Source organism: Siccibacter colletis (assembly GCF_000696575.1).
Classification (GTDB): domain Bacteria; phylum Pseudomonadota; class Gammaproteobacteria; order Enterobacterales; family Enterobacteriaceae; genus Siccibacter; species Siccibacter colletis.
In genome coordinates this window covers 488,388-510,434 of the sequence record NZ_JMSQ01000001.1, presented here as the reverse complement: position 1 = coordinate 510,434, position 22,047 = coordinate 488,388, and the positions used below count along the sequence as shown (strand labels likewise).

The window sequence follows — 22,047 nt, the reverse complement described above, 5'->3', positions numbered from 1 at the left end:
TGAAGCGATAAGCAGGGCGATAACGCATGTTAATTCGTGAGACATTTCATGCGGTTATGTTAAATCGCTTAAAGTGTATCCAGACATAATTTCCTCCCCGCAGGCAGGTTTTCAGGCATCTGAATGATAAATCTGAGATATATTTTGTTGTTTTTTCAGACAAACCGGGTGTATTGCAAGAATCCACCCGGTTCGCTTAATGACAGGAAAACGTAATCAGAACGCTTATTCTACCACCAGACGACCGTGCAACGGCTGTACCGGACGGTTGTTGTCATGGTGCATGACCGCTTTAAACTGCGCCAGCTGCGCCGCAGAGAGCGTCAGAGGGTGTTTCAGTACCAGCCAGGTTACCCCTTCTGAGCACGGTGGCGTGGTCAGAGAGCCGCTGAAGCGCCAGAAGGTTTTATCGGCGGGCAGCAGGGCATTGAGATCGATAGTGCGGGTCAGAGTTTCACTATTATCGACGCCGTCCGGAATTTTTTTCCACAGGTCGGCCAGCGCGGCGTTTTCAGCCCCGACATCAAACATCACCGCCACCACAGCAGCGTCTCCGGTAACCGATTTATGCACCAGGTGCATTTCCATCGCGTAATGCTTGCCGTGAACCGTGTTTTCACTCGGCGCGTGGAAATGGAACTGCTGCAGGGTCCACTCAACGCCATCAAGGGTAATAGTGTTGGCGTCGTTATGTCTGAAACTGGCCTGAATGGTGTGGCCATTGTTCAGCAAGCTTGCCGGGCCTTCGGTGTAATGCATCGCCAGCGGAGCGATAGCGGCCTTAACGGTCTTATCAATATCGACAGGAGACTGATTCTGGCCGGTCTGGCACGCTTTGTATTCGCTGTTGAGTTCTCCCCAGTGTTCAGGAGATTCAGCGCCTTCGTAGCTCCAGTGAGCGGCAAAGACCAGCGCAGGCATCAGGCCCGCCATTACGATCGCGGCTTTAGCGAAACGCATCTTCATTTTATTCGTCCGGTGAATGGGTTTTAACAGTGGGTTTGCCCGTTGAATAACTGGGGCGCGTCATTGTACTCGCGACGAAAAACGAAAAGGCGTATAAAGAGTGCGGATAATACAACGGGCGCGGCAGAGCGCCGCGCCCGGAGGAATTACTGCTTGCGGCCCGTGATACGGCACCACTCTTCTTTCTCAACCACCGGGTCGAGAGCGAACTGTGCTTCATAGGCTTCGCACACGCTCTCCGCCTGGCTGGCAAGTACGCCGGACAGCCCCAGCAGGCCACCGCTTACCGGCAGGACACTAATCAGCGGCGCAAGCTCGCGCAGCGGACCGGCGAGGATATTCGCCACTACCACATCCGCCTGCATGTTGTCCGGCTGGTTATGCGGCAGATAAAGCTCAAGACGTTCCGAGACGCCGTTACGCTCGGCGTTATCGCGGCTGGCCTGGATCGCCTGCGGATCGATGTCGATCCCGATCGCTTTTGCCGCGCCGAGTTTCAGCGCCGCGATCGCCAGAATGCCGGAGCCGCAACCGAAGTCGATCACCGTCTTGCCGGCCAGATCGAGGCCGTCGAGCCACTGCAGGCACAGCGAGGTGGTCGGGTGGGTGCCGGTGCCGAACGCCAGACCCGGATCGAGCATCACGTTGACCGCGTTATCATCCGGCACGTCGCGCCAGCTCGGGCAGATCCACAGCCGCTCGCCGAAGCGCATCGGGTGGAAGTTGTCCATCCACTCGCGCTCCCAGTCTTTGTCTTCCAGCTGCTCAATTTTATGATGGAAACCAGGGGCCAGCAGCGGGTGGCCTTCCAGAATAGCGATGGTCTCTTTCATGTCCGCTTCGGCATCAAACAGGCCGATAACGTCAGTATCACCCCAGAGACGGGTTTCGCCTGGCAGCGGTTCAAATACCGGCGTGTCGTGCGTGTCCTGGAAGGTCACGGACACCGCACCGCTTTCCATCAGCGCATCGCCCAGCTCTTCGGCGTGCGCACCGGTGGTGTTAATTTTCAGTTGGATCCAGGGCATGGCAAAACTCTTTATTTATCAGTTGGTGAAACGGCTACCGGCGCGGCCACCGGGCGACCAAAACGGTTGCCGATGACGAAGGCCAGCAGACTCAATAGCAGTGATGGCACGATAGGGTGGAAACCCAGCCATTGTATCTTTAGCGTAGCCAGGATGGCGTAAAGCACCCCGCCCGTTACCATTGCGCTCAGCGCCCCTGCGGCGTTGGCGCGCTCCCAGTACAGCCCGAGCACCAGCGGCCAGAGGAATACCGCTTCCAGCCCACCAAACGCCAGCAGGTTCAGCCAGATGATCATCTCAGGCGGACGCCAGGCGGCGAGCAGCAGCAGCACGCTCAGCACCAGCGTAATCAGCGTCGACATGCGCTTCAGACGCGCTTCGTTGGCGGACTGCTCCGGGCGCAGATTCAGATAGAGGTCTTTGATGATGGTCGCCGAAGATTGCAGCAGTTGGGCGTTGATCGTCGACATGATCGCAGCCATTGGCGCGGCGAGGAAGATCCCGGCGGCAAACGGCGGCAGCACGTGCATCATCAGCGTCGGGATCACAAGATCCGGCACGTTAAGATCCGGCAGCACTGCGCGTCCCAGCGCCCCGGCAAGGTGCATGCCCAGCATCAGGATCGCCACCACGATGGTGCCGATAATCATCCCGCGATGTACCGCTTTGCTGTCTTTGTAGGAGATACAGCGCACAGCGGTGTGCGGCAGGCCAATCACGCCAAAACAGACCAGCACCCAGAACGAGGTCATAAAGGTCGGGGTGAGAATATCTTCCGCACCCTCTGGCGAAATCAGCTTCGGGTCGATTGCGGTGAGCTTATCCACGGCGCTGTGCAGGCCACCGGCGGCGTGAACCACGGCGATCAGCAGCAAAATAGTGCCGATCAGCATCACCAGCCCCTGCATGGTGTCGTTCAGCACGCTGGCGCGAAAGCCGCCGAATGCGGTGTAGAGCGCAATGCTGATACCGAAGATCAGCAGCCCGGTTTCATAGGGGATGCCCGCCGCGGTTTCCAGCAGGCGTGCGCCACCGATAAACTGGACGGTCATCGCGCCGATAAACGCCACCAGCAGGCTGAAACTTGCCAGCCACACCAGCAGGCGACTCTGGTAGCGCGCATACAGCATGTCGTTGAGCGTTACCGCATTATAACGGCGCGCCAGAATAGCGAATTTCTTGCCAAGAATGCCCAGCGACAGCCAGACGGCGGGCAACTGGATCATCGCCAGCAGCACCCAGCCAAGACCGTACTTGTACGCTGCCCCCGGCCCGCCGATAAACGAGCTGGCGCTGATATAGGTGGCGGTGAGCGTCATCGCCAGTACCACGCCGCCCATTGAGCGGCTGCCGAGGAAGTACTCATTCAGGAAGGTGCCGGTGGCGCGCTGCTTCATGGCATACATGGATAATCCGAACACGATAACCAGGTACGCCACCAGCGGCAGGATCACTTCAAGCTGCATCATCATCCTCCAGCGGGATATCGCGATAGATGAACTTCACCATCAGCCAGCACAGCACGATAAACAGCAGTGGAATGGCGAGGCAGGCGAATTCGAACCAGCGTGGCAGGCCGGTGATGCCCGGCGTGGAGTCGGGTAGCCAGCTGCCGAGTATCCAGGCAGCGACATAGAAAAGGGTGAGCCACAGCGCCCAGCGGGCCTCTTTGTGGGCCTGAACAAAACGTTTGTCCATTGTCGTCCCCATCGCCTCTGCATACGTCAGTAAGCACTTACATTACTGCCGTAGTGGAGGGCATGATTTAACAAAGCGGCGATTGTACCGCATGGCAACGGGCTGCGGCTAAAAAAAGAAAAAGGCCGGGACTGTGGTTCTGCCGCGTTACGCGGCAGGCACAATCACCGGCCTTTCGGTGCGAGAAATTACTTCTCTTGCAGACCGAGTTTCTTCTCCAGATAGTGGATGTTGGTGCCACCGTGCTGGAAGTTCTCGTCGCTCATGATACGCATCTGCAGTTCAACGTTGGTTTTGATACCGTCGATGATCAGCTCCTGCAGCGCATTTTTCATGCGGGCAATCGCCACGTCACGGGTTTCCCCGTAGCAGATGAGTTTGCCGATCATGGAATCGTAATACGGCGGCACAGTATAGCCCGCGTAAATGTGAGATTCCCAGCGCACACCAAAGCCGCCCGGCGCGTGGAAACGCGTGATTTTACCCGGGCTTGGCAGGAAGGTGTTCGGATCTTCGGCGTTAATACGGCATTCCACCGCATGGCCTTTGATGGTCACTTCTTCCTGCTTGATGGAGAGCGGCTGACCGGCAGCGATACGCAGCTGCTCTTTGATCAGGTCCACACCGGTGATCATTTCGGTAACCGGGTGCTCTACCTGAATACGGGTGTTCATCTCAATGAAGTAGAACTCGCCGTTTTCGAACAGGAACTCGAAAGTACCCGCCCCGCGGTAGCCGATATCGACACAGGCTTTGGCACAGCGCTCGCCGATGTAGCGACGCAGTTCCGGAGTGATGCCCGGTGCCGGCGCTTCTTCAACCACTTTCTGGTGACGACGCTGCATGGAGCAGTCGCGCTCAGCCAGATAGATCGCCTGGCCCTGGCCGTCAGCCAGTACCTGGATTTCGATATGACGCGGGTTCTCGAGGTACTTCTCCATGTACACCATGTCGTTGTTGAAAGCGGCTTTCGCTTCCGCACGGGTCATGTTGATGGATTGTTCGAGATCGGCATCGCTGCGCACAACGCGCATACCACGACCGCCGCCGCCACCGGAGGCTTTGATAATCACCGGATAGCCGATGCGTTTGGCATGGGCGCGGTTCTTATCCATATCGTCGCCCAGCGGGCCGTCAGAGCCCGGTACGGTCGGTACGCCAGCTTTCTTCATGGCGGTGATCGCAGACACTTTGTCGCCCATCAGACGAATGGTGTCGGCTTTCGGACCGATGAAGATAAAGCCGGAGCGCTCAACCTGCTCGGCGAAGTTGGCGTTCTCGGAGAGGAAGCCGTAACCCGGGTGAATCGCCACCGCGCCGGTGATTTCCGCCGCAGAGATGATAGCCGGGATGTTCAGGTAGCTTTTAACAGACGGGGCCGGGCCAATACACACGGTTTCGTCTGCCAGCAGTACGTGTTTCAGGTCGCGGTCCGCGCTGGAGTGCACAGCCACAGTCTTGATGCCCAGCTCTTTACAGGCACGAAGAATACGCAGTGCAATCTCGCCGCGGTTAGCGATAACAATTTTATCCAGCATGTGCGCCTCGTTATTCGATGACGACCAGCGGCTCGTCAAATTCTACCGGTTGGCCGCTTTCCAGCAGGATGGCTTTAACCACGCCCGCTTTATCAGCTTCGATCTGGTTCATCATTTTCATCGCTTCAACGATGCACAGGGTATCGCCGACATTCACTTTCTGGCCCACTTCGATGAAGGCTTTCGCGTCCGGGCTTGGGGTGCGGTAGAACGTACCAACCATCGGGGAACGTACGATATGACCACTGACTTCCGCTGCGGCAGGCGCTTCCATGGCCGGTGTTACGGCAGGCGCGATAGCGTTGGACAGCGCGGGCTGCTGCTGCATCATCGGTGCGGCATACGCCTGTTGCATCACAGGGTAGCCTGCATTGGCCGGTGTGCGGCTGATACGTACAGACTCTTCGCCTTCAGAAATTTCCAGTTCAGCGATGCCTGATTCTTCAACCAGCTCGATCAGTTTTTTAATCTTACGAATATCCATGAGTGGGTTCCGTACTCTTTGTTTAGTGTGTTTGTGACAGGCGTTTTACCGCCGTCTGTAGTGCATAGGTATAACCGTCGGCGCCAAATCCGCAGATCACGCCGGCAGCAATATCTGAAAGATATGAGTGATGGCGGAACGGCTCGCGGGCATGCACGTTACTGAGATGGATCTCAATAAACGGGATGCTCACCGCCAGCAGCGCATCACGGATCGCAACGCTGGTATGTGTGAATGCGGCCGGATTAATCAGGATATAGTCCACGTTGTCTTTAGCCTGATGAATTCGGTCAATCAGCTCATGCTCAGCGTTGGATTGCAGGCTATCAAGCGTCACGTCTAACGACTGTGCTTCTGCGGTGAGACGGCTGACAATCTGGTTGAGAGTCAGGGTGCCGTACTTCTCCGGTTCACGGGTGCCGAGCATGTTAAGGTTCGGGCCGTTCAAAAGCAAAATGTGAAACTTATCCGCCATCGTGCCGCAATCTCCTGCAAATTTAAGGCAATTTACAAAATATACCCATGTTGCATGGTTGTCACCTTTTGACCGTCAAAATCGGGTCTGGTAAAAACCAAAGTCGCACATTATAACGATTTCGTAGCATTTGGCAGCTAAATACTGGTCTTATCAGGGAAGATAATCAAACCCCGGCTACGTTATCACAGCATGGAATAAGAAATTTGCGCTAAAGGCCGCAGATTCTGCGCGTTATCGGAACCATTGGCGAATCTTCTTGTAGCGCCATAGCAGCAGTATCGTCGCCAGCACGGCGTAGATCAGCGGCTGGGGCGAGAGGATTTTCACTGACCATAAGTAGTGAACCGGCGCGAGGATCGCGACCAGATAGACGAAATTGTGCAGACGTTGCCAGTTACGGCCCAGCTTGCGCTGCATCGCCTGAGTGGACGTAACGGCAAGCGCCAGCAGTATCACCCAGCTGATAATGCCGAGCAGTAGATAGGGGCGGGTAACCAGTTCCTGGCCGAGCAGCGCCAGGTTGTCGATACCGAGTTCCAGCAGCGAATAACTGGTGAGATGCAGCGTAGCCCAGGCAAAACACCATAATCCCAGCAGCCGACGGGTGCGGATGAGCAGCGGCTGTTTCCCCAGTCGCGCCAGCGGCGTGACCAGCAGGGTCGCCAGCAGCAGCTTTAGCGCCATCCTGCCGGTAAAATGCTGAATATCTTTCGCCGGATCGGCGCTGAACGCCCCGGCGTTAATCGCAAATATCAGCCAGAGAAAGGGTAAAAACGCAGCAAGATGCAGCGCTACTTTGAGCCAGGTAATCTGTTTCGCGGTCAGTCGCACTCAGAAATTCTCCCGCAGATCCAGGCCACGATAGAGCGAGGCTACCTGATCGGCATAACCGTTAAACAGCAGCGTCGGCTGGCGCTTGACGTCGAGAATACCGCCGGAGCCAATGACGCGTTCCGAGGCCTGGGACCAGCGCGGATGATCTACATGCGGATTGACGTTGGCATAAAAACCGTACTCGTTCGGCGCAGAAAGATTCCAGGTAGTCGGCGGCCGTTCGCGGGTGAGCTTGATACTGACGATAGATTTGATGCCTTTGAAACCGTATTTCCACGGCACGATAAGACGCAGCGGCGCACCGTTTTGCGGCGGCAGCGCCTTGCCGTACACGCCGACGGTCATCAGCGTCAACGGATTCATCGCTTCATCTATACGTAAGCCTTCAACGTAGGGATACTCCAGCCCGCCGCCGATAAAGCGATCCTGCTGACCCGGCATCATCTCCGGGGCATAGAGCGTCTGAAACGCCACGTACTTCGCGTTGCTGGTGGGTTCGGCCAGCGCCAGCAGCTTATGCAGCGGGAAGCCAATCCACGGCACCACCATGGACCAGGCTTCCACACAGCGCATACGGTAGATGCGCTCTTCCAGCGGGAAGCGTCGGGTCAGGTCGTCATGATCGAGCGTCAGCGGCTTGCCAACTTCTCCTTCTATTTTGAGCGTCCAGGGATTTGTAATCAGGCTGCCCGCATTGGCGGCCGGGTCGGCTTTATCCAGCCCGAACTCATAGAAGTTGTTATAGCCAGTGACTTTGTCTTCCGGGGTGAGCGCCAGCGTGCTTTGCCATTCGGCAGGTTTCGCAAATTCCAGCGCCTTGCCGGCGGGGGCTTTGGCGCGTTCATTACCTTTGAACCAGTCAACAAGACTTGCCTGCGCCGGCGAAGATAGCGCCAGCGCACCGGCACTGATACCCAGCGCTTTCAGTACCTGACGACGCTGCATAAAGAAGGCTGACTCAGCGGTAACATCCGCTTCCGTCAGAGGACGACGCGGTAATTTCATGGCGACTCCCGTAGGCTCCCGGAGGGGGAAAAGACAATAATATTCATCATGACAGGGAGTCAGTAAGCGCGCGACAACTCGGGTTAAGAAAGTGTAAAAATTTTTATAATGCGCGCGTTCGGCCTGAGGTTTTTCATAAAAACAACAAGCGCGGCGGGCATTTACTGGAAATGCTCGGTATAGCCCTGCTATGTTTGCTACTATGCATGTTTTCTCGCCAGTGTGACAACAGACGCGTTGCCACGCCCCTTTTCGCGGCCCCGCCGGGTGCCACAGACCTGTAATCTGACGGAGTTGACACAAGGATGCGCTTAACGACGAAACTCTCGGCCCTCGTTACCCTGCTAACGGTGCTGGCAATCCTCGTCACTCTCATTGGGTGTACGGTCGGCTTTTATTACACCGTGCAGGCGCGCGCAGAGCAGCGCGTCCAGACCGTTGCCATTCTGCTTGATAACCACCTGGTTACGCATCCACCGGAGCGGCTGACCGAACGCCTTGATGAACTGATGATCCCGGCCGACATCAACAGCATCACTTTTCAGCAGGGCGACAGCACACTGTTTCACTACCATCGTTCTCCCGGCCTCAACGACGAGGAGCGGGAAGATGACGCCCTTGCCACGGACGTCCCGCTGCTGAAAGTACCGGGAATGACGCTGAAGTTCAGCTGGCAGGACCCGATGGCGAGCTATTTTCAGTCACTGAAAACCTCCGCACCGCTGAGCATTGCCATGCTGGTCATCATCGCCATGCTGGTGGCTGCGCTACGCTGGCAGCGCCGGCAGTTTATCGGCCATGAGCAACTGGAGCGCCGGGCAATGTGCATTATTCGCGGCGAGCGTGGTGCGCGGGTGCAGCGTTCCCCGGACGAACCGCCAACTCAGGCCAGCTACGCCATTGATATGCTGCTGGCGGAAATCGAAAACGCCGGTGAGCAGCGCAGCCGCATGGATACGCTGATCCGCGCCCATGCCGCACAGGACACTCGCACCGGGCTGAATAACCGCCTGTTCTTTGATAACCAGCTGGGCACGCTGCTGGAAGATCCGGAAAAGGTGGGAACCCACGGCGTGGTGATGATCATTCGCCTGCCCGACTTCGATACCCTCGCCGACACCTGGGGACGCGTGGCGGTTGAAGAGTACCTGTTCACTCTGATCAACATGCTTTCTACCTTTATTATGCGTTACCCCGGTGCGCTGCTGGCGCGCTACTTCCGCAGCGATTTTGCCGTACTGCTGCCGCACCGGACGCTGAAAGAGGCGGACGGCATCGCCAGCCAGCTGCTTAACGCCGTGGACTCGCTGCCGCCGACGCGCATGCTGGATCGCAGCGACATGATCCACATCGGTATTTGCGCCTGGCGCAGCGGGCAAACCACCGAGCAGGTAATGGAGCATGCCGGTATGGCGACCCGCAACGCGGTGCTGCAGGGCGGCAACAGCTGGGCGGTGTATGACAACATGCTGCCGGAAAAAGGGCGCGGCAACGTGCGCTGGCGCACCCTGATCGAACAGGCGCTGCAGCGCGGCGGCCCGCGTTTCTACCAGAAGCCCGCCATTAATGTAGATGGCAGCGTGCACCATCGGGAAATCATGTGCCGCATCTTCGATGGCAAGGAAGAGGTGAGCTCGGCGGAGTATAAACCGCTGGTGCAACAGTTTGGGCTGGCGGAGCAGTACGATACGCAGCAGGTCAGCCGCGTGCTGCCGCTGCTGGCGCTCTGGCCTGAAGAGACGCTGGCGATGCCGGTCTCGGTTGACTCGCTGATTCGCCCCACGTTCCAGCGCTGGCTGCGCGATGCGTTGCTCGAATGTGAAAAATCGCAGCGTCAGCGCATTATTTTTGAACTTGCAGAGGCTGCCGTGTGTCAACACATCAGCGAAGTTCAGCCGATTGTCCGTTTGATCAAGGCGTTGGGCGTGCGCGTGGCTGTCATTCAGGCCGGTTTAACCGTGGTTAGCACTAACTGGATTAAGGTGCTTAACGTTGAACTGATTAAGCTCGACCCCGGTCTGGTACGCAACATCGAAAAGCGCACCGAGAACCAGCTGTTTATTCAAAGCCTGGTGGAGTCCTGCAGCGGCACGCAAACCCAACTCTTTGCCACCGGAATTCGTACGCGAAGCGAGTGGCAAACCCTGGTAGAAATGGGCGTGGCAGGCGGGCAGGGCGAATATATCGCGGCGTCGCAACCCCTCGACACCGGGGTGAAAAAATATTTGCAAAGATATTCGGTTTGACCTGCCGTTTAACGTGATTTCACGTAGAATAACGCGCGCTGCAACCTGAGGGGGCAACCAGGCCTGACGGAAGGTTTATCGCAGCATAATTATGCCAGTTCGCTCATTGTCTTGTCCGACCTGTCGCAGCCCGGAAATCCTTATTTTTTCTGGTGTTATCAGGCGATATTTCAGGATGTTACAAAGGAAATGAACTGCACTATTTTTCACCGATGCAGAACGTTTTTGCGCCTTGTCGCTGCCTCGTGTGGTTGGTAAAGTAAGCGGATTTTCTCTTCCGCCCCAGCTTTCAGGATTATCCCTTAGTATGTTTAAAAAATTTCGTGGCATGTTTTCCAATGACCTGTCCATTGACCTGGGTACTGCGAATACCCTGATTTACGTAAAAGGACAAGGCATCGTTCTGAATGAGCCTTCCGTTGTGGCTATTCGTCAGGATCGCGCCGGTTCACCGAAAAGCGTTGCCGCTGTCGGCCATGAAGCAAAACAGATGCTTGGTCGTACGCCGGGTAACATCGCCGCTATCCGCCCGATGAAAGACGGCGTTATCGCTGATTTCTTCGTCACTGAAAAGATGCTGCAGCACTTCATCAAACAGGTTCACAGCAACAGCTTCATGCGCCCAAGCCCGCGCGTACTGGTGTGTGTGCCGGTTGGCGCAACCCAGGTTGAGCGTCGCGCCATTCGCGAATCTGCCCAGGGTGCAGGCGCGCGTGAAGTGTTCCTGATTGAAGAGCCGATGGCGGCTGCAATCGGTGCTGGCCTGCCGGTCTCCGAAGCTACGGGTTCTATGGTCGTGGATATCGGTGGCGGTACTACCGAAGTGGCGGTGATCTCCCTGAACGGCGTGGTGTACTCCTCCTCCGTGCGTATCGGCGGCGACCGCTTCGACGAAGCCATTATCAATTACGTGCGTCGTAACTACGGCTCGCTGATTGGTGAAGCGACCGCAGAGCGCATCAAGCATGAAATCGGTTCTGCTTATCCGGGCGATGAAGTGCGCGAAATCGAAGTGCGTGGTCGTAACCTTGCAGAAGGCGTGCCGCGTGGCTTCAACCTGAACTCCAACGAAATTCTCGAAGCGCTGCAGGAGCCGCTGACCGGCATCGTGAGCGCGGTGATGGTTGCACTGGAACAGTGCCCGCCAGAACTGGCATCCGACATCTCCGAGCGCGGCATGGTGCTGACCGGTGGTGGTGCGCTGCTGCGTAACCTCGACCGTCTGCTGATGGAAGAGACCGGCATTCCGGTAGTAGTGGCAGAAGATCCGCTGACCTGTGTCGCACGCGGCGGCGGCAAGGCACTGGAAATGATCGACATGCACGGCGGCGATTTGTTCAGCGAAGAGTAATCTGCTGCAGAGAGGGGGAGCCATGAGGCTGCCCCTTTTTGTCTGGCCGGAGAATACGCATAGTCTATGAAGCCAATTTTTAGCCGTGGCCCGTCACTACAGATTCGCCTTTTTCTGGCGGTAGTGGTGGCGCTTGGTGTGATCATCGCCGACAGCCGCCTCGGTACGTTCAGCCAGATTCGAACGTACATGGATACCGCCGTCAGTCCTTTCTACTTTATCTCTAATGGTCCCCGTGAACTGCTGGATGGTGTCTCTCAGACCCTGGCATCACGCGATCAGCTGGAACTTGAAAACCGCGCGTTACGTCAGGAACTGCTGCTGAAAAACAGCGAGCTGTTGATGCTTGGCCAGTACAAGCAGGAAAACGCGCGCCTGCGTGAACTGCTCGGCTCGCCGCTGCGTCAGGATGAGCAGAAGATGGTGACCCAGGTTATCTCTACCGTTAACGACCCCTACAGCGATCAGGTGGTCATCGACAAAGGCAGCGTAAACGGCGTTTACGAAGGCCAGCCGGTGATCAGCGACAAAGGCGTGGTCGGCCAGGTGGTGGCGGTCGCGAAGCTCACCAGCCGGGTACTGCTGATCTGCGACGCAACCCACGCGCTGCCGATTCAGGTGCTGCGCAACGACATTCGCGTTATCGCGGCGGGCAGCGGTTGTACTGACGATCTGCAACTTGAGCATCTGCCGGCCAACACCGATATTCGTGTTGGCGACGTGCTGGTGACCTCGGGCCTCGGCGGCCGCTTCCCGGAAGGGTATCCGGTGGGCGTGGTGTCGTCAGTTAAGCTGGACACCCAGCGTGCCTATACCGTTATCCAGGCGCGTCCGACCGCCGGGCTGCAGCGCCTGCGCTATCTGCTGCTGCTGTGGGGTGCCGATCGCGAAGGGACCAACCCGATGACTCCGGAAGATGTGCACCGCGTGGCGAATGAACGCCTGATGCAGATGATGCCGCAGGTGCTGCCGTCGCCGGATACCATGGGGCCACCCGCACCGGTTCCGGCCCCGGCAACCGGTATTACGCCTGCGCCTGGCACCAGCAACGGCGCGGCAACCCGCACACCTTCATCTTCACCACCGGCCAGGTCGCCGGCAGCGGGAGGGCAATAGTGGGAAGCTATCGTAGCCAGGGACGTTGGGTCATCTGGCTTTCGTTTCTTATCGCCCTGCTGCTGCAGATCATGCCGTGGCCGGACAACATCCTGGTGTTCCGGCCTGACTGGGTGCTGCTGATCCTGCTCTACTGGATCCTCGCGCTGCCGCACCGGGTAAACGTCGGTACCGGGCTGGTGATCGGCGCGATCCTCGACCTGGTCAGCGGATCGACGCTGGGCGTGCGGGCGCTGGCGCTGTCGATCATTGCTTATCTGGTGGCGCTCAAGTACCAGCTGTTCCGTAACCTCGCGCTGTGGCAACAGGCGCTGGTAGTGATGCTGCTCTCCATCGCCGCCGAGCTGATTGTGTTCTGGGCCGAGTTCCTGGTGATCAACGTGTCGTTCCGCCCGGAAGTGTTCTGGGGCAGCGTCGTCAACGGCGTGCTCTGGCCGTGGATCTTCCTGCTGATGCGTAAAATTCGTCAGCAATTTTCTGTGCAATAAAGAGGTAGCATGACCACGTTGTATCTCGCTTCCGGCTCGCCCCGTCGCGCTGAACTCCTGACCCAACTGGGCATCGCCTTTGAGCGCGTGCTGACTGACGTTGAAGAGTTACGCCAGCCGCAGGAAAGCGCAGAAGCCTACGTGCGCCGCCTGGCGCGTGACAAAGCGCGGGCTGGGGTGGCGAATGCGCCGACGGATTTGCCAGTGCTGGGCGCGGATACTATTGTCATTCTCGACGGCGAGGTGCTGGAAAAACCGCGGGATGCGCACCACGCCGGCGAGATGCTGCGTCGCCTTTCTGGAAATACACACCAGGTAATAACCGCGGTCGCGATCGCTGATGGCACCCATCTGCTTGATTGTCTTGTGGTCACCGAGGTGACTTTCAGAGTATTGTCTGAGGATGATATTACCCGCTACGTCGCCTGCGGCGAGCCGATGGATAAAGCCGGCGCTTACGGTATCCAGGGGCTGGGCGGATGCTTTGTCAGAAAAATTAACGGCAGTTATCACGCGGTAGTAGGTCTGCCGCTGGTCGAAACCTGGGAACTGCTGGCTAACGTTAACGCGCTGCGTGAAGCACGAGGTAAAAATGACGGCTGAATTATTGGTCAATGTAACCCCTTCAGAAACCCGGGTTGCTTACATTGACGGTGGTATTCTTCAGGAAATTCACATTGAGCGCGAAGCTCGCCGCGGGATCGTAGGGAATATCTACAAAGGTCGCGTCAGCCGGGTACTGCCCGGAATGCAGGCGGCATTTGTAGATATTGGCCTGGACAAAGCCGCGTTCCTGCACGCCTCCGATATCATGCCGCACACCGAATGCGTGGCGGGGGAAGAGCAGAAAAACTTCACCGTGCGCGATATCTCTGAGCTGGTGCGTCAGGGCCAGGATCTGATGGTGCAGGTGGTGAAAGATCCCCTCGGCACCAAAGGTGCACGCCTGACCACCGACATCACGCTGCCGTCGCGCTATCTGGTGTTTATGCCGGGTGCCTCCCACGTTGGCGTCTCCCAGCGTATCGAGAGCGAAGAAGAGCGCGAGCGCCTCAAGCGTATCGTCTCTGAGTATTGCGACGATCTGGGCGGGTTTATCATCCGTACCGCCGCTGAAGGCATTTGTGAAGCCGACCTGTCGTCGGACGCCGCTTACCTGAAGCGCGTCTGGACCAAGGTGATGGAGCGCAAAAAACGCAACCAGACGCGTTACCAGATGTACGGCGAACTGGCGCTGGCTCAGCGCGTGCTGCGCGATTTTGCCGGCACGTCGCTTGACCGCATCCGCGTGGACTCCCGCCTGACCTTCGAGATGCTGCAGGAGTTTACCGCAGAGTACATCCCGGATATGTCGAGCAAGCTGGAGCACTACAGCGGTCGCCAGCCGATTTTCGATCTCTTTGACGTTGAGAACGAAATCCAGCGCGCGCTGGAGCGCAAGGTTGAGCTGAAGTCCGGCGGTTACCTGATCATCGATCAAACCGAAGCGATGACCACGGTGGATATCAACACCGGCGCGTTCGTCGGCCACCGCAATCTCGATGACACCATTTTCAATACCAACATCGAAGCGACGCAGGCTATCGCCCGCCAGCTGCGCCTGCGCAACCTGGGCGGCATTATCATTATCGACTTCATCGATATGAGCAATGAGGACCACCGCCGCCGCGTGCTGCACTCGCTTGAGCAGGCGCTGAGCAAAGACCGGGTGAAGACCAGCATTAACGGCTTCTCCCAGCTTGGCCTGGTGGAGATGACCCGCAAGCGCACCCGCGAAAGCGTGGAGCACGTGCTGTGCAACGAATGCCCGACCTGCCACGGCCGCGGCACGGTAAAGACCGTGGAAACCGTCTGCTATGAGATCATGCGTGAAATCGTACGCGTGCATCACGCCTATGATTCCGACCGCTTCCTGGTCTACGCCTCACCGGCGGTGGCGGAAGCCCTGAAAAGTGAAGAGTCTCACGCGCTGGCGGAAGTGGAAATCTTCGTCGGCAAGCAGGTCAAAGTACAGATCGAACCGCTCTATAATCAGGAGCAGTTCGACGTGGTTATGATGTAGCTGGCGCGGTGCGAGGAATGAGCATACCGCTGTGGCGGCAGACAAGGAGAGATGTGTGAGGCGACTGCCGGGGATTTTACTACTCACAGGCGCTACGCTTATCGTTATCGTCGCACTGCTGGTGAGTGGTTTGCGGCTGGCATTGCCGTATCTGGATAGCTGGCGTCCCACTATTCTTACGAAAATCAGCCAGTCTTACGGGCAGCTGGTTGAAGCCAGCAAGCTTGAGGCCAGCTGGCAGAACTTTGGCCCGACGCTTGACGCCCGCGATATTCACATCGGTCTGAGCGATGGCGGCGCGGTGGATATTAAGCGCGTCACCCTGGCGCTGGATGTCTGGCAGAGCCTGCTGCATTTTCGCTGGCAGTTCCGCGATCTGACGTTCCACCAGCTGCAAATGCGTACCAACACGCCCATCGACACCAGCGGCGGCGGAAAAGGCATTGAAGCCAATCGCCTGAGCGATCTCTTCCTGCGCCAGTTCGACCATTTCGATCTGCGCGACAGCACCATCAGTTTTCTCACGCTCTCCGGCCAGCGCGCCGAGCTGACTATCCCCCAGTTGACCTGGCTTAACGGCGACGATCGTCATCGCGCTGAAGGACAGGTGAGCCTCTCCAGCCTGACCGGACAGCATGGCGTCATGCAGGTGCGGATGGATCTGCGCGACGACAGCGGCCTGCTGAGCAGCGGCACGGTATGGATGCAGGCCGACGACGTGGACGTCAAACCCTGGCTCGGCAAGTGGATGCAGTACAACGTTCAGCTAAGTAGCGCCCGGTTCAGCCTCGCGGCCTGGATGACGCTGCGCGATGGCGATATCGCCGGTGGCGACGTGTGGCTGAAGCAGGGCGGTGCCAGCTGGCAGGGCGATAAGCAAACCCATCGCCTGGCGGTGGATAACCTCACCGCTCACGTCACGAAAGAGGGTGACGGCTGGCAGCTGGATATTCCCTCCACCCGTATCTCGCTGGATGATAAACCCTGGCCGAAAGGCGCACTGACCCTGGGCTGGTTCCCCGGCCAGCGCGTGGCGGGCAACGCGGACCAGCGCAGCGACGAGCTGCGGGTGCGTGCCAGCCATCTTGAGCTGAGCGGCCTCGACGCGCTGTTGCCGCTGGCGCAAAAAATTGCCCCCCGTCTGAACGAGGTGTGGAACATCATGCAGCCCGCGGGCAGCATCGATGCGCTGGCGCTGGATATTCCGCTACAGGCGACTGATAAAACGCGCTTTAAAGCCTGGTGGAGCAATCTGCGCTGGAAACAGTGGAAGCTGTTGCCCGGTGTTGAGCACTTCTCCGGCAGCGTCGCAGGCAGTATGGAAAATGGCACCCTGACCGGCACGGTACACGACGCGGTGATGCCCTATGAAAGCGTGTTCCGCGCCCCGCTTGAGATAAGCGAGGGCAACGCCACGCTGGCATGGCAGAAAGATGCCAGCGGCTGGCGGCTGGACGGCACCGGAATTGATGTCTCGGCAAAAGCGGTACGCGCGCGCGGTGATTTCCACTACGCCCAGCCGGCCAACGGCGCGCCCTGGCTCGGCATTCTGGCGGGGATCAGCACCAACGATGCCGGCGAAGCCTGGCGCTATTTCCCGGAAAACCTGATGGGGAAACATCTGGTGGATTACCTGAGCGGCGCTATCAAGGGAGGCCAGGTCGAAAATGCCACCCTGGTGTACGGCGGTGACCCGCATCGTTTCCCGTATAAGCATAACGACGGGCAGTTTGAAGTGCTGGTGCCGCTGCGCAATGCCACCTTCGCCTTCCAGCCAGGCTGGCCAGGGCTCGATAATTTCGATATCGAGCTCGACTTTATCAACGACGGGCTATGGATGAAGACCGACGAGATGAAACTCGGCGGCGTAACGGGGCGCAACGTTACGGCAACCATTCCTGATTATCTGGCAGAAAAATTGCTGGTGGATGCGAATATCAGCGGGCCGGGTAGCGCGGTGGGGCCTTATTTCAAACAGACGCCATTGCAGGACTCGCTCGGTGCCACGCTGGATGAGCTTCAGCTTGATGGGGATGTGAGTGCTCGCTTACATCTCGATATTCCGCTCGATGGCGGGATGACCACCGCCAGCGGTGACGTCACGCTGAAAGACAACGCGCTGTTTGTGAAACCGCTTAACAGTACCCTGAAAAACCTCAGCGGTAGCTTCCATTTCGAGAACGGTAATCTCGACAGCGGCCCGCTCAAGGCGAGCTGGTTCACGCAGCCGCTTAACGTGAGTTTCACTACTCGCGAGCAGGAGAAGGCTTTCGAGGTGGGTATCAATCTGGACGGTAACTGGCAGCCTGCCCGCACCGGCCTGCTGCCCGAAGCGGTCAGTAAGCAGATTGGCGGCAGCGTGGCATGGAAGGGCGACGTTGGCATTACGCTGCCGTATCAGGGCAGCGCGGGCTATAACGTCAGCGTCACGGCGGATATGAAGAATGTAAGTAGTCACTTACCTCCGCCAGTGGAAAAGGCCGCCGGTGAGCCGTTGCCGGTGAAGGTGAACGTTGAAGGCGATCTGCGCGCCTTTACCCTGACCGGAAGCGCCGGCACCACGCACCACTTCAACAGCCGCTGGCTGCTCAACGACAAGCTGACGCTGGATCGCGCCATCTGGGCCTCGGACAGCCGCACGCTGCCGCCGCTGCCTGAAGCCCCAGGTATGGAGCTGAACCTGCCGGCGCTGGACGGCGCACAGTGGCTGGCCCTGTTCAACCAGGGGGCGGCCGATAAGGTGAGTTCTTCTACCGCCTTACCGTCGCGGGTAACGCTGCGCACCCCGGCGCTGGCGCTGGGCGGTCAGCAGTGGAACAACCTCAGCGTTGTCTCCACCCCACAAGCAGACGGCTTGAAGATTGATGCCCAGGGACGCGAGATCAACGCTACCCTGACGCAGCGTAACAACGCGCCGTGGTTGGCGAACATCCGCTATCTCTACTTTAATCCGGCCAGTGCGGGCGCGGCCAACGGCAACACCGCCCCGGCATCGCCATTCAGCTCGGGTGAGGCCATCGACTTTAGCGGCTGGCCCGATCTGGCACTGCGCTGCGCCGAGTGCTGGCTGTTCGGGCAGAAGTACGGGCGGGTCGACGGCGATTTTTCCGTTAAAGGGAACAGTCTGCATCTGGCGAACGGTCTGCTGGATACCGGTTTTGCCCGTCTCACCGCCGACGGCGAGTGGGTGAACGCGCCCGGGGCCGAACGCACGTCGCTTAAGGGTAAGCTGAAAGGGAAGAAGCTCGACGCCGCGACGGGCTTCTTCGGGCTGTCTACGCCGCTGCAGGGGTCGTCGTTTGATGTGGATTACGATCTGCACTGGCGGGCGAAGCCCTGGCAGCCGGACATCGCCTCGCTCAACGGCATTCTGCACACCCGGCTTGGTAAAGGAGAGATCGCGGAGGCCGGAGCCGGTCATGCCGGTCAGCTGCTGCGTCTGCTGAGCTTTGACGCGCTGCTACGCAAGCTGCGCTTTGACTTCAGCGACACCTTCGGCGACGGTTTCTACTACGATTCGATCCGCAGCACCGCCTGGATAAAAGATGGCGTAATGAACACCGACGATACGCTGGTGGACGGCCTGGAAGCGGATATCGCCATGAAAGGCAGTATTAATCTGGTGCGACGCGAGCTGGATATGGAAGCGGTGGTGGCACCAGAAATTTCCGCGACCGTCGGCGTTGCAGCTGCCTTTGCGGTGAACCCGATTGTCGGCGCGGCGGTCTTTGCTGCCAGCCGCGTGCTCGGCCCGCTGTGGAATAAAGTCTCTATTCTGCGTTACCAGATCACCGGGCCGGTTGAGAAACCGCAGATCAATGAAGTGCTGCGCCAGCCGCGCGACGCAAAAGCGCAATGATTTGACGTCGGCAATGAATTGCCGCAAGCTCGATCGATAACCTTTTTTTAACTGCCCGCGGGCAGCATTACATGAGTAGCAAAACGATGAGTCTGAACCTGGTAAGTGAGCAGTTGCTATCTGCGAATGGCTTGAGTCATCAAGATCTGTTCTCCATCCTCGGCAAACTGTCCGAGCGCCGTCTTGACTACGGCGACCTCTATTTCCAGTCCAGCTATCACGAATCCTGGGTGCTGGAAGACAACATTATTAAAGACGGCTCCTGGAACATTGACCAGGGCGTGGGCGTGCGCGCCATCAGCGGTGAGAAAACCGGGTTTGCCTATGCCGATCAGATCGGTCTGCTGGCGCTGGAGCAGAGCGCGCAGGCCGCGCGCAGCATCGTCAGCGAGCAGGGCGATGGCCGGACGAAAACCCTTGGCGCGGTAGAGCATAAAGCCCTGTATACCGCCATCGATCCGCTGCAGAGCATGACCCGTGAAGAGAAACTCGACATCCTGAAACGCGTTAACAGCGCGGCGCGTGCTGCGGATAAGCGCGTGCAGGAAGTGAGCGCCAGCCTCACCGGCGTATACGAACTCATTCTGGTTGCCGCCACCGACGGCACGCTGGCGGCAGATGTGCGTCCGCTGGTTCGCCTGTCGGTCAGCGTTCAGGTGGAAGACAACGGCAAACGCGAGCGCGGCTCAAGCGGCGGCGGCGGGCGTTTCGGCTATGAGTGGTTCCTCGAAGAGACCAACGGCGACGTGCGTGCCGATGCCTGGGCAAAAGAGGCGGTACGCATGGCGCTGGTCAATCTCTCTGCGGTCGCCGCCCCGGCGGGTGCGCTGCCGGTGGTGCTGGGCGCAGGCTGGCCGGGCGTGCTGCTGCATGAAGCGGTGGGTCACGGGCTGGAAGGCGACTTCAACCGTCGCGGCACCTCGGTCTTCAGCGGTCAGATGGGCGAACTGGTGGCCTCTGAACTTTGTACCGTGGTGGATGACGGCACGATGCTCAACCGTCGCGGCTCCATTTCTATCGATGACGAAGGCGTGCCGGGGCAGTACAACGTGCTGATCGAGAACGGCATTCTGAAAGGCTACATGCAGGATAAGATGAACGCGCGTCTGATGGGCGTTGCGCCGACCGGTAACGGTCGCCGTGAATCCTACGCGCATCTGCCGATGCCGCGCATGACCAATACCTACATGCTGGGCGGCAAGTCCACCCCGCAGGAGATCATCGAATCCGTAGAGTACGGCATTTTTGCACCGAACTTCGGCGGCGGCCAGGTGGATATCACCTCCGGCAAATTCGTGTTCTCCACGTCAGAAGCCTACCTGATTGAAAACGGTAAGGTCACCACGCCGGTGAAAGGCGCAACCCTTATCGGCTCCGGTATTGAAGCGATGCAGCAAATCTCGATGGTCGGCAACGATCTGGCGCTGGATAACGGCGTTGGCGTCTGCGGTAAAGAGGGCCAGAGCCTGCCGGTTGGCGTGGGTCAGCCGACGCTGAAAGTCGACAGCCTGACGGTGGGTGGTACGGCGTAATCCGTGCGGCGGGCGAGCGCCATGCTTGTCCGCCACGTTTCTCCAGCGCGTTACTGCCCGCGCATCTCCTGATAAATCCTCGCCACCTCGACAAAATAATCCGTCAGATAGTTAATGCACACCTGCACCTTGAGCGGCAGCTTATCCTTTTCGGTATAGAGCGCGTAGACCGGGCGCGGGTCCGACTGGTAGCGCGGAAATAAAATCTCCAGCTCACCGCGGTTGATCTCATCGATGACCCACATCAGCGGCATATAGGCGATACCGGCCCCGGCGCTGACCCAGCGCGACAGCGTCATCGGATCGTTGGTCACGTAGCGCCCGTCCGGGATCAGACGCGTCGAAATGCCTTCCGGGGCGATCAGCTCAAACTCATTATCCGGCCTTACGCTGTACGCCAGCCATGAGTGGTTGGCCAGGTCGGCCGGTTTTTCCGGAGTGCCGAACTGCGCCAGATAGCGCTTCGAGGCGCAGACCACCATCGGCATAGTGCCGAGGCGACGCGAGAACAGGCTTGAATCTTCCAGCGCGCCGACGCGGATCACCACGTCCAGGCCATCAGCGATCAGGTCCGGGGCGGGAATACCGGTAACGAGGTTCACCGACAGACCGGGATACTCCCTGAGCATGGCGGCGGTGAGGGAAGCCATTACATTCTGCGCCATGGTGGAGGAGCAGCCGATACGTAACGTACCGATAGGCGTATTGTTAAATGCATACAGCTGCTCATGCACATCCTGCACCTCGTGCATCATGCGCCGGCAACCCTGATAAAAAATCTTACCCGCCTCGGTCAGGCCGAGGCTGCGCGTGCTGCGGTTAAGCAGCTTCACCTGCAGTTCATCTTCCAGTTTCGCAACGGTCTGGCTGATTGAGGAGACGCTCATCTGCAGCTGTCTGGCCGCGGCGGTAAATGACCCAAGCTCCACCACTTTGGCAAATACCGACATGCGTTTTAGTCGTTCCATTATTCACTCTGGCTTAAAAGTGATTTAGATCACATATTATAGATAACAGGGAAATAGTTACGTAATATATTATTCATTGCATTACTAACACGCCACCTGCTCGCCCGGCCACTCCCTGGCCATACTATCTGCGTGGCGCACGATTAAAAAGTTTATCGCCTGCACGCAACGTTCTAAGGTCAACATGAGTCTGTTTCCCGTTTTTGTGGTGTTTGGACTGTCGTTCCCACCCGTTTTTTTTGAGCTGCTGGTTTCATTGCTGGTGTTCTGGCTGTTACGCCGCGTCCTGGTGCCGATTGGGTTTTACGATTACGTCTGGCATCCGGCGCTGTTTAACACCGCCCTGTACTGCTGCCTTTTTTATCTGATATCCCGCCTGTTCGTTTGAGGTTGA

The 22,047-nt window shown here is 58.2% G+C and carries 19 protein-coding genes; 9 read left to right on the top strand and 10 right to left on the bottom strand.

Going from position 1 to position 22,047, the window contains the following annotated elements:
- Positions 1 to 225 precede the first annotated feature (225 nt).
- The 9 genes from ET34_RS0102425 to msrP form a co-directional block, all read right to left on the bottom strand.
- Positions 226 to 966, bottom strand: coding sequence for a carbonic anhydrase (locus tag ET34_RS0102425; protein ID WP_031519154.1), 741 nt, complete (start codon positions 964 to 966; stop codon positions 226 to 228).
- 146 nt (positions 967 to 1,112) lie between these two features.
- Positions 1,113 to 1,994: a 50S ribosomal protein L11 methyltransferase gene (gene prmA / locus ET34_RS0102420; protein ID WP_031519152.1), complete on the bottom strand. Its 882-nt coding sequence runs from the start codon at positions 1,992 to 1,994 to the stop codon at positions 1,113 to 1,115.
- An 11-nt stretch (positions 1,995 to 2,005) separates the two neighbouring features.
- A complete protein-coding gene (gene panF / locus ET34_RS0102415; protein WP_031519150.1) occupies positions 2,006 to 3,460 on the bottom strand; it encodes a sodium/pantothenate symporter in 1,455 nt (484 codons plus the stop codon).
- Positions 3,450 to 3,692, bottom strand: coding sequence for a YhdT family protein (locus tag ET34_RS0102410; RefSeq protein ID WP_031519149.1), 243 nt, complete (start codon positions 3,690 to 3,692; stop codon positions 3,450 to 3,452). The genes panF and ET34_RS0102410 overlap by 11 nt, the downstream gene beginning before the upstream one ends.
- Before the next feature lie 188 nt (positions 3,693 to 3,880).
- Complete coding sequence (gene accC / locus ET34_RS0102405) at positions 3,881 to 5,230, bottom strand: acetyl-CoA carboxylase biotin carboxylase subunit (RefSeq protein WP_031519147.1); 1,350 nt, start codon at positions 5,228 to 5,230, stop codon at positions 3,881 to 3,883.
- Between the two features lie 10 nt (positions 5,231 to 5,240).
- Entirely contained in the window at positions 5,241 to 5,714 is a 474-nt protein-coding gene (gene accB / locus ET34_RS0102400; protein ID WP_031519146.1) for an acetyl-CoA carboxylase biotin carboxyl carrier protein, read from the bottom strand.
- Positions 5,715 to 5,736: 22 nt separating this feature from the next.
- A complete protein-coding gene (gene aroQ, locus ET34_RS0102395) occupies positions 5,737 to 6,189 on the bottom strand; it encodes a type II 3-dehydroquinate dehydratase (protein ID WP_031519144.1) in 453 nt (150 codons plus the stop codon).
- Between the two features lie 234 nt (positions 6,190 to 6,423).
- Complete coding sequence (msrQ, locus tag ET34_RS0102390; RefSeq protein WP_031519142.1) at positions 6,424 to 7,023, bottom strand: protein-methionine-sulfoxide reductase heme-binding subunit MsrQ; 600 nt, start codon at positions 7,021 to 7,023, stop codon at positions 6,424 to 6,426.
- Complete coding sequence (msrP, locus tag ET34_RS0102385; RefSeq protein WP_031519140.1) at positions 7,024 to 8,031, bottom strand: protein-methionine-sulfoxide reductase catalytic subunit MsrP; 1,008 nt, start codon at positions 8,029 to 8,031, stop codon at positions 7,024 to 7,026. It abuts the gene before it with no gap.
- Positions 8,032 to 8,336: 305 nt separating this feature from the next.
- Here msrP and csrD point away from each other — a divergent pair, with 305 nt between their 5' ends.
- From csrD to tldD, 8 genes are all read left to right on the top strand, one after another.
- Positions 8,337 to 10,277: an RNase E specificity factor CsrD gene (gene csrD / locus ET34_RS0102380; RefSeq protein WP_031519138.1), complete on the top strand. Its 1,941-nt coding sequence runs from the start codon at positions 8,337 to 8,339 to the stop codon at positions 10,275 to 10,277.
- A 307-nt stretch (positions 10,278 to 10,584) separates the two neighbouring features.
- Positions 10,585 to 11,628, top strand: a complete 1,044-nt coding sequence (mreB, locus tag ET34_RS0102375) for a rod shape-determining protein MreB (RefSeq protein WP_012883014.1) — start codon at positions 10,585 to 10,587, stop codon at positions 11,626 to 11,628.
- 66 nt (positions 11,629 to 11,694) lie between these two features.
- Positions 11,695 to 12,744 (top strand): rod shape-determining protein MreC, encoded by a 1,050-nt coding sequence (mreC, locus tag ET34_RS0102370; RefSeq protein ID WP_031519126.1) that lies wholly within the window; start codon positions 11,695 to 11,697, stop codon positions 12,742 to 12,744.
- Positions 12,744 to 13,232: a rod shape-determining protein MreD gene (gene mreD, locus ET34_RS0102365; RefSeq protein WP_031519124.1), complete on the top strand. Its 489-nt coding sequence runs from the start codon at positions 12,744 to 12,746 to the stop codon at positions 13,230 to 13,232. Before mreC ends, mreD begins: the two co-directional genes overlap by 1 nt.
- A gap of 9 nt (positions 13,233 to 13,241) precedes the next feature.
- A complete protein-coding gene (locus ET34_RS0102360; protein ID WP_031519122.1) occupies positions 13,242 to 13,835 on the top strand; it encodes a Maf family protein in 594 nt (197 codons plus the stop codon).
- A complete protein-coding gene (gene rng / locus ET34_RS0102355; RefSeq protein ID WP_031519121.1) occupies positions 13,825 to 15,294 on the top strand; it encodes a ribonuclease G in 1,470 nt (489 codons plus the stop codon). The genes ET34_RS0102360 and rng overlap by 11 nt, the downstream gene beginning before the upstream one ends.
- Before the next feature lie 55 nt (positions 15,295 to 15,349).
- Positions 15,350 to 19,153: an AsmA2 domain-containing protein YhdP gene (gene yhdP, locus ET34_RS0102350; RefSeq protein WP_031519119.1), complete on the top strand. Its 3,804-nt coding sequence runs from the start codon at positions 15,350 to 15,352 to the stop codon at positions 19,151 to 19,153.
- An 86-nt stretch (positions 19,154 to 19,239) separates the two neighbouring features.
- Positions 19,240 to 20,685 (top strand): metalloprotease TldD, encoded by a 1,446-nt coding sequence (tldD, locus tag ET34_RS0102345; RefSeq protein ID WP_031519117.1) that lies wholly within the window; start codon positions 19,240 to 19,242, stop codon positions 20,683 to 20,685.
- Positions 20,686 to 20,735: 50 nt separating this feature from the next.
- Here the strand turns inward: tldD and aaeR are convergent, their stop codons facing one another.
- Positions 20,736 to 21,653, bottom strand: coding sequence for an HTH-type transcriptional activator AaeR (gene aaeR / locus ET34_RS0102340; RefSeq protein WP_031519115.1), 918 nt, complete (start codon positions 21,651 to 21,653; stop codon positions 20,736 to 20,738).
- Positions 21,654 to 21,837: 184 nt separating this feature from the next.
- Here aaeR and aaeX point away from each other — a divergent pair, with 184 nt between their 5' ends.
- Positions 21,838 to 22,041, top strand: a complete 204-nt coding sequence (gene aaeX, locus ET34_RS0102335; protein ID WP_031519113.1) for a p-hydroxybenzoic acid efflux pump operon protein AaeX — start codon at positions 21,838 to 21,840, stop codon at positions 22,039 to 22,041.
- Positions 22,042 to 22,047 lie beyond the last annotated feature (6 nt).

Coding starts and splice junctions, on each gene's coding strand:
- msrP (WP_031519140.1), bottom strand. CDS start 8,031: ATGAAATTACCGCGTCGTCCTCTGACGGAAGCGGATGTTACCGCTGAG.
- accB (WP_031519146.1), bottom strand. CDS start 5,714: ATGGATATTCGTAAGATTAAAAAACTGATCGAGCTGGTTGAAGAATCA.
- ET34_RS0102360 (WP_031519122.1), top strand. CDS start 13,242: ATGACCACGTTGTATCTCGCTTCCGGCTCGCCCCGTCGCGCTGAACTC.
- ET34_RS0102425 (WP_031519154.1), bottom strand. CDS start 966: ATGAAGATGCGTTTCGCTAAAGCCGCGATCGTAATGGCGGGCCTGATG.
- prmA (WP_031519152.1), bottom strand. CDS start 1,994: ATGCCCTGGATCCAACTGAAAATTAACACCACCGGTGCGCACGCCGAA.
- csrD (WP_031519138.1), top strand. CDS start 8,337: ATGCGCTTAACGACGAAACTCTCGGCCCTCGTTACCCTGCTAACGGTG.
- ET34_RS0102410 (WP_031519149.1), bottom strand. CDS start 3,692: ATGGACAAACGTTTTGTTCAGGCCCACAAAGAGGCCCGCTGGGCGCTG.
- aroQ (WP_031519144.1), bottom strand. CDS start 6,189: ATGGCGGATAAGTTTCACATTTTGCTTTTGAACGGCCCGAACCTTAAC.
- tldD (WP_031519117.1), top strand. CDS start 19,240: ATGAGTCTGAACCTGGTAAGTGAGCAGTTGCTATCTGCGAATGGCTTG.
- panF (WP_031519150.1), bottom strand. CDS start 3,460: ATGCAGCTTGAAGTGATCCTGCCGCTGGTGGCGTACCTGGTTATCGTG.
- rng (WP_031519121.1), top strand. CDS start 13,825: ATGACGGCTGAATTATTGGTCAATGTAACCCCTTCAGAAACCCGGGTT.
- mreC (WP_031519126.1), top strand. CDS start 11,695: ATGAAGCCAATTTTTAGCCGTGGCCCGTCACTACAGATTCGCCTTTTT.
- mreB (WP_012883014.1), top strand. CDS start 10,585: ATGTTTAAAAAATTTCGTGGCATGTTTTCCAATGACCTGTCCATTGAC.
- aaeR (WP_031519115.1), bottom strand. CDS start 21,653: ATGGAACGACTAAAACGCATGTCGGTATTTGCCAAAGTGGTGGAGCTT.
- aaeX (WP_031519113.1), top strand. CDS start 21,838: ATGAGTCTGTTTCCCGTTTTTGTGGTGTTTGGACTGTCGTTCCCACCC.
- accC (WP_031519147.1), bottom strand. CDS start 5,230: ATGCTGGATAAAATTGTTATCGCTAACCGCGGCGAGATTGCACTGCGT.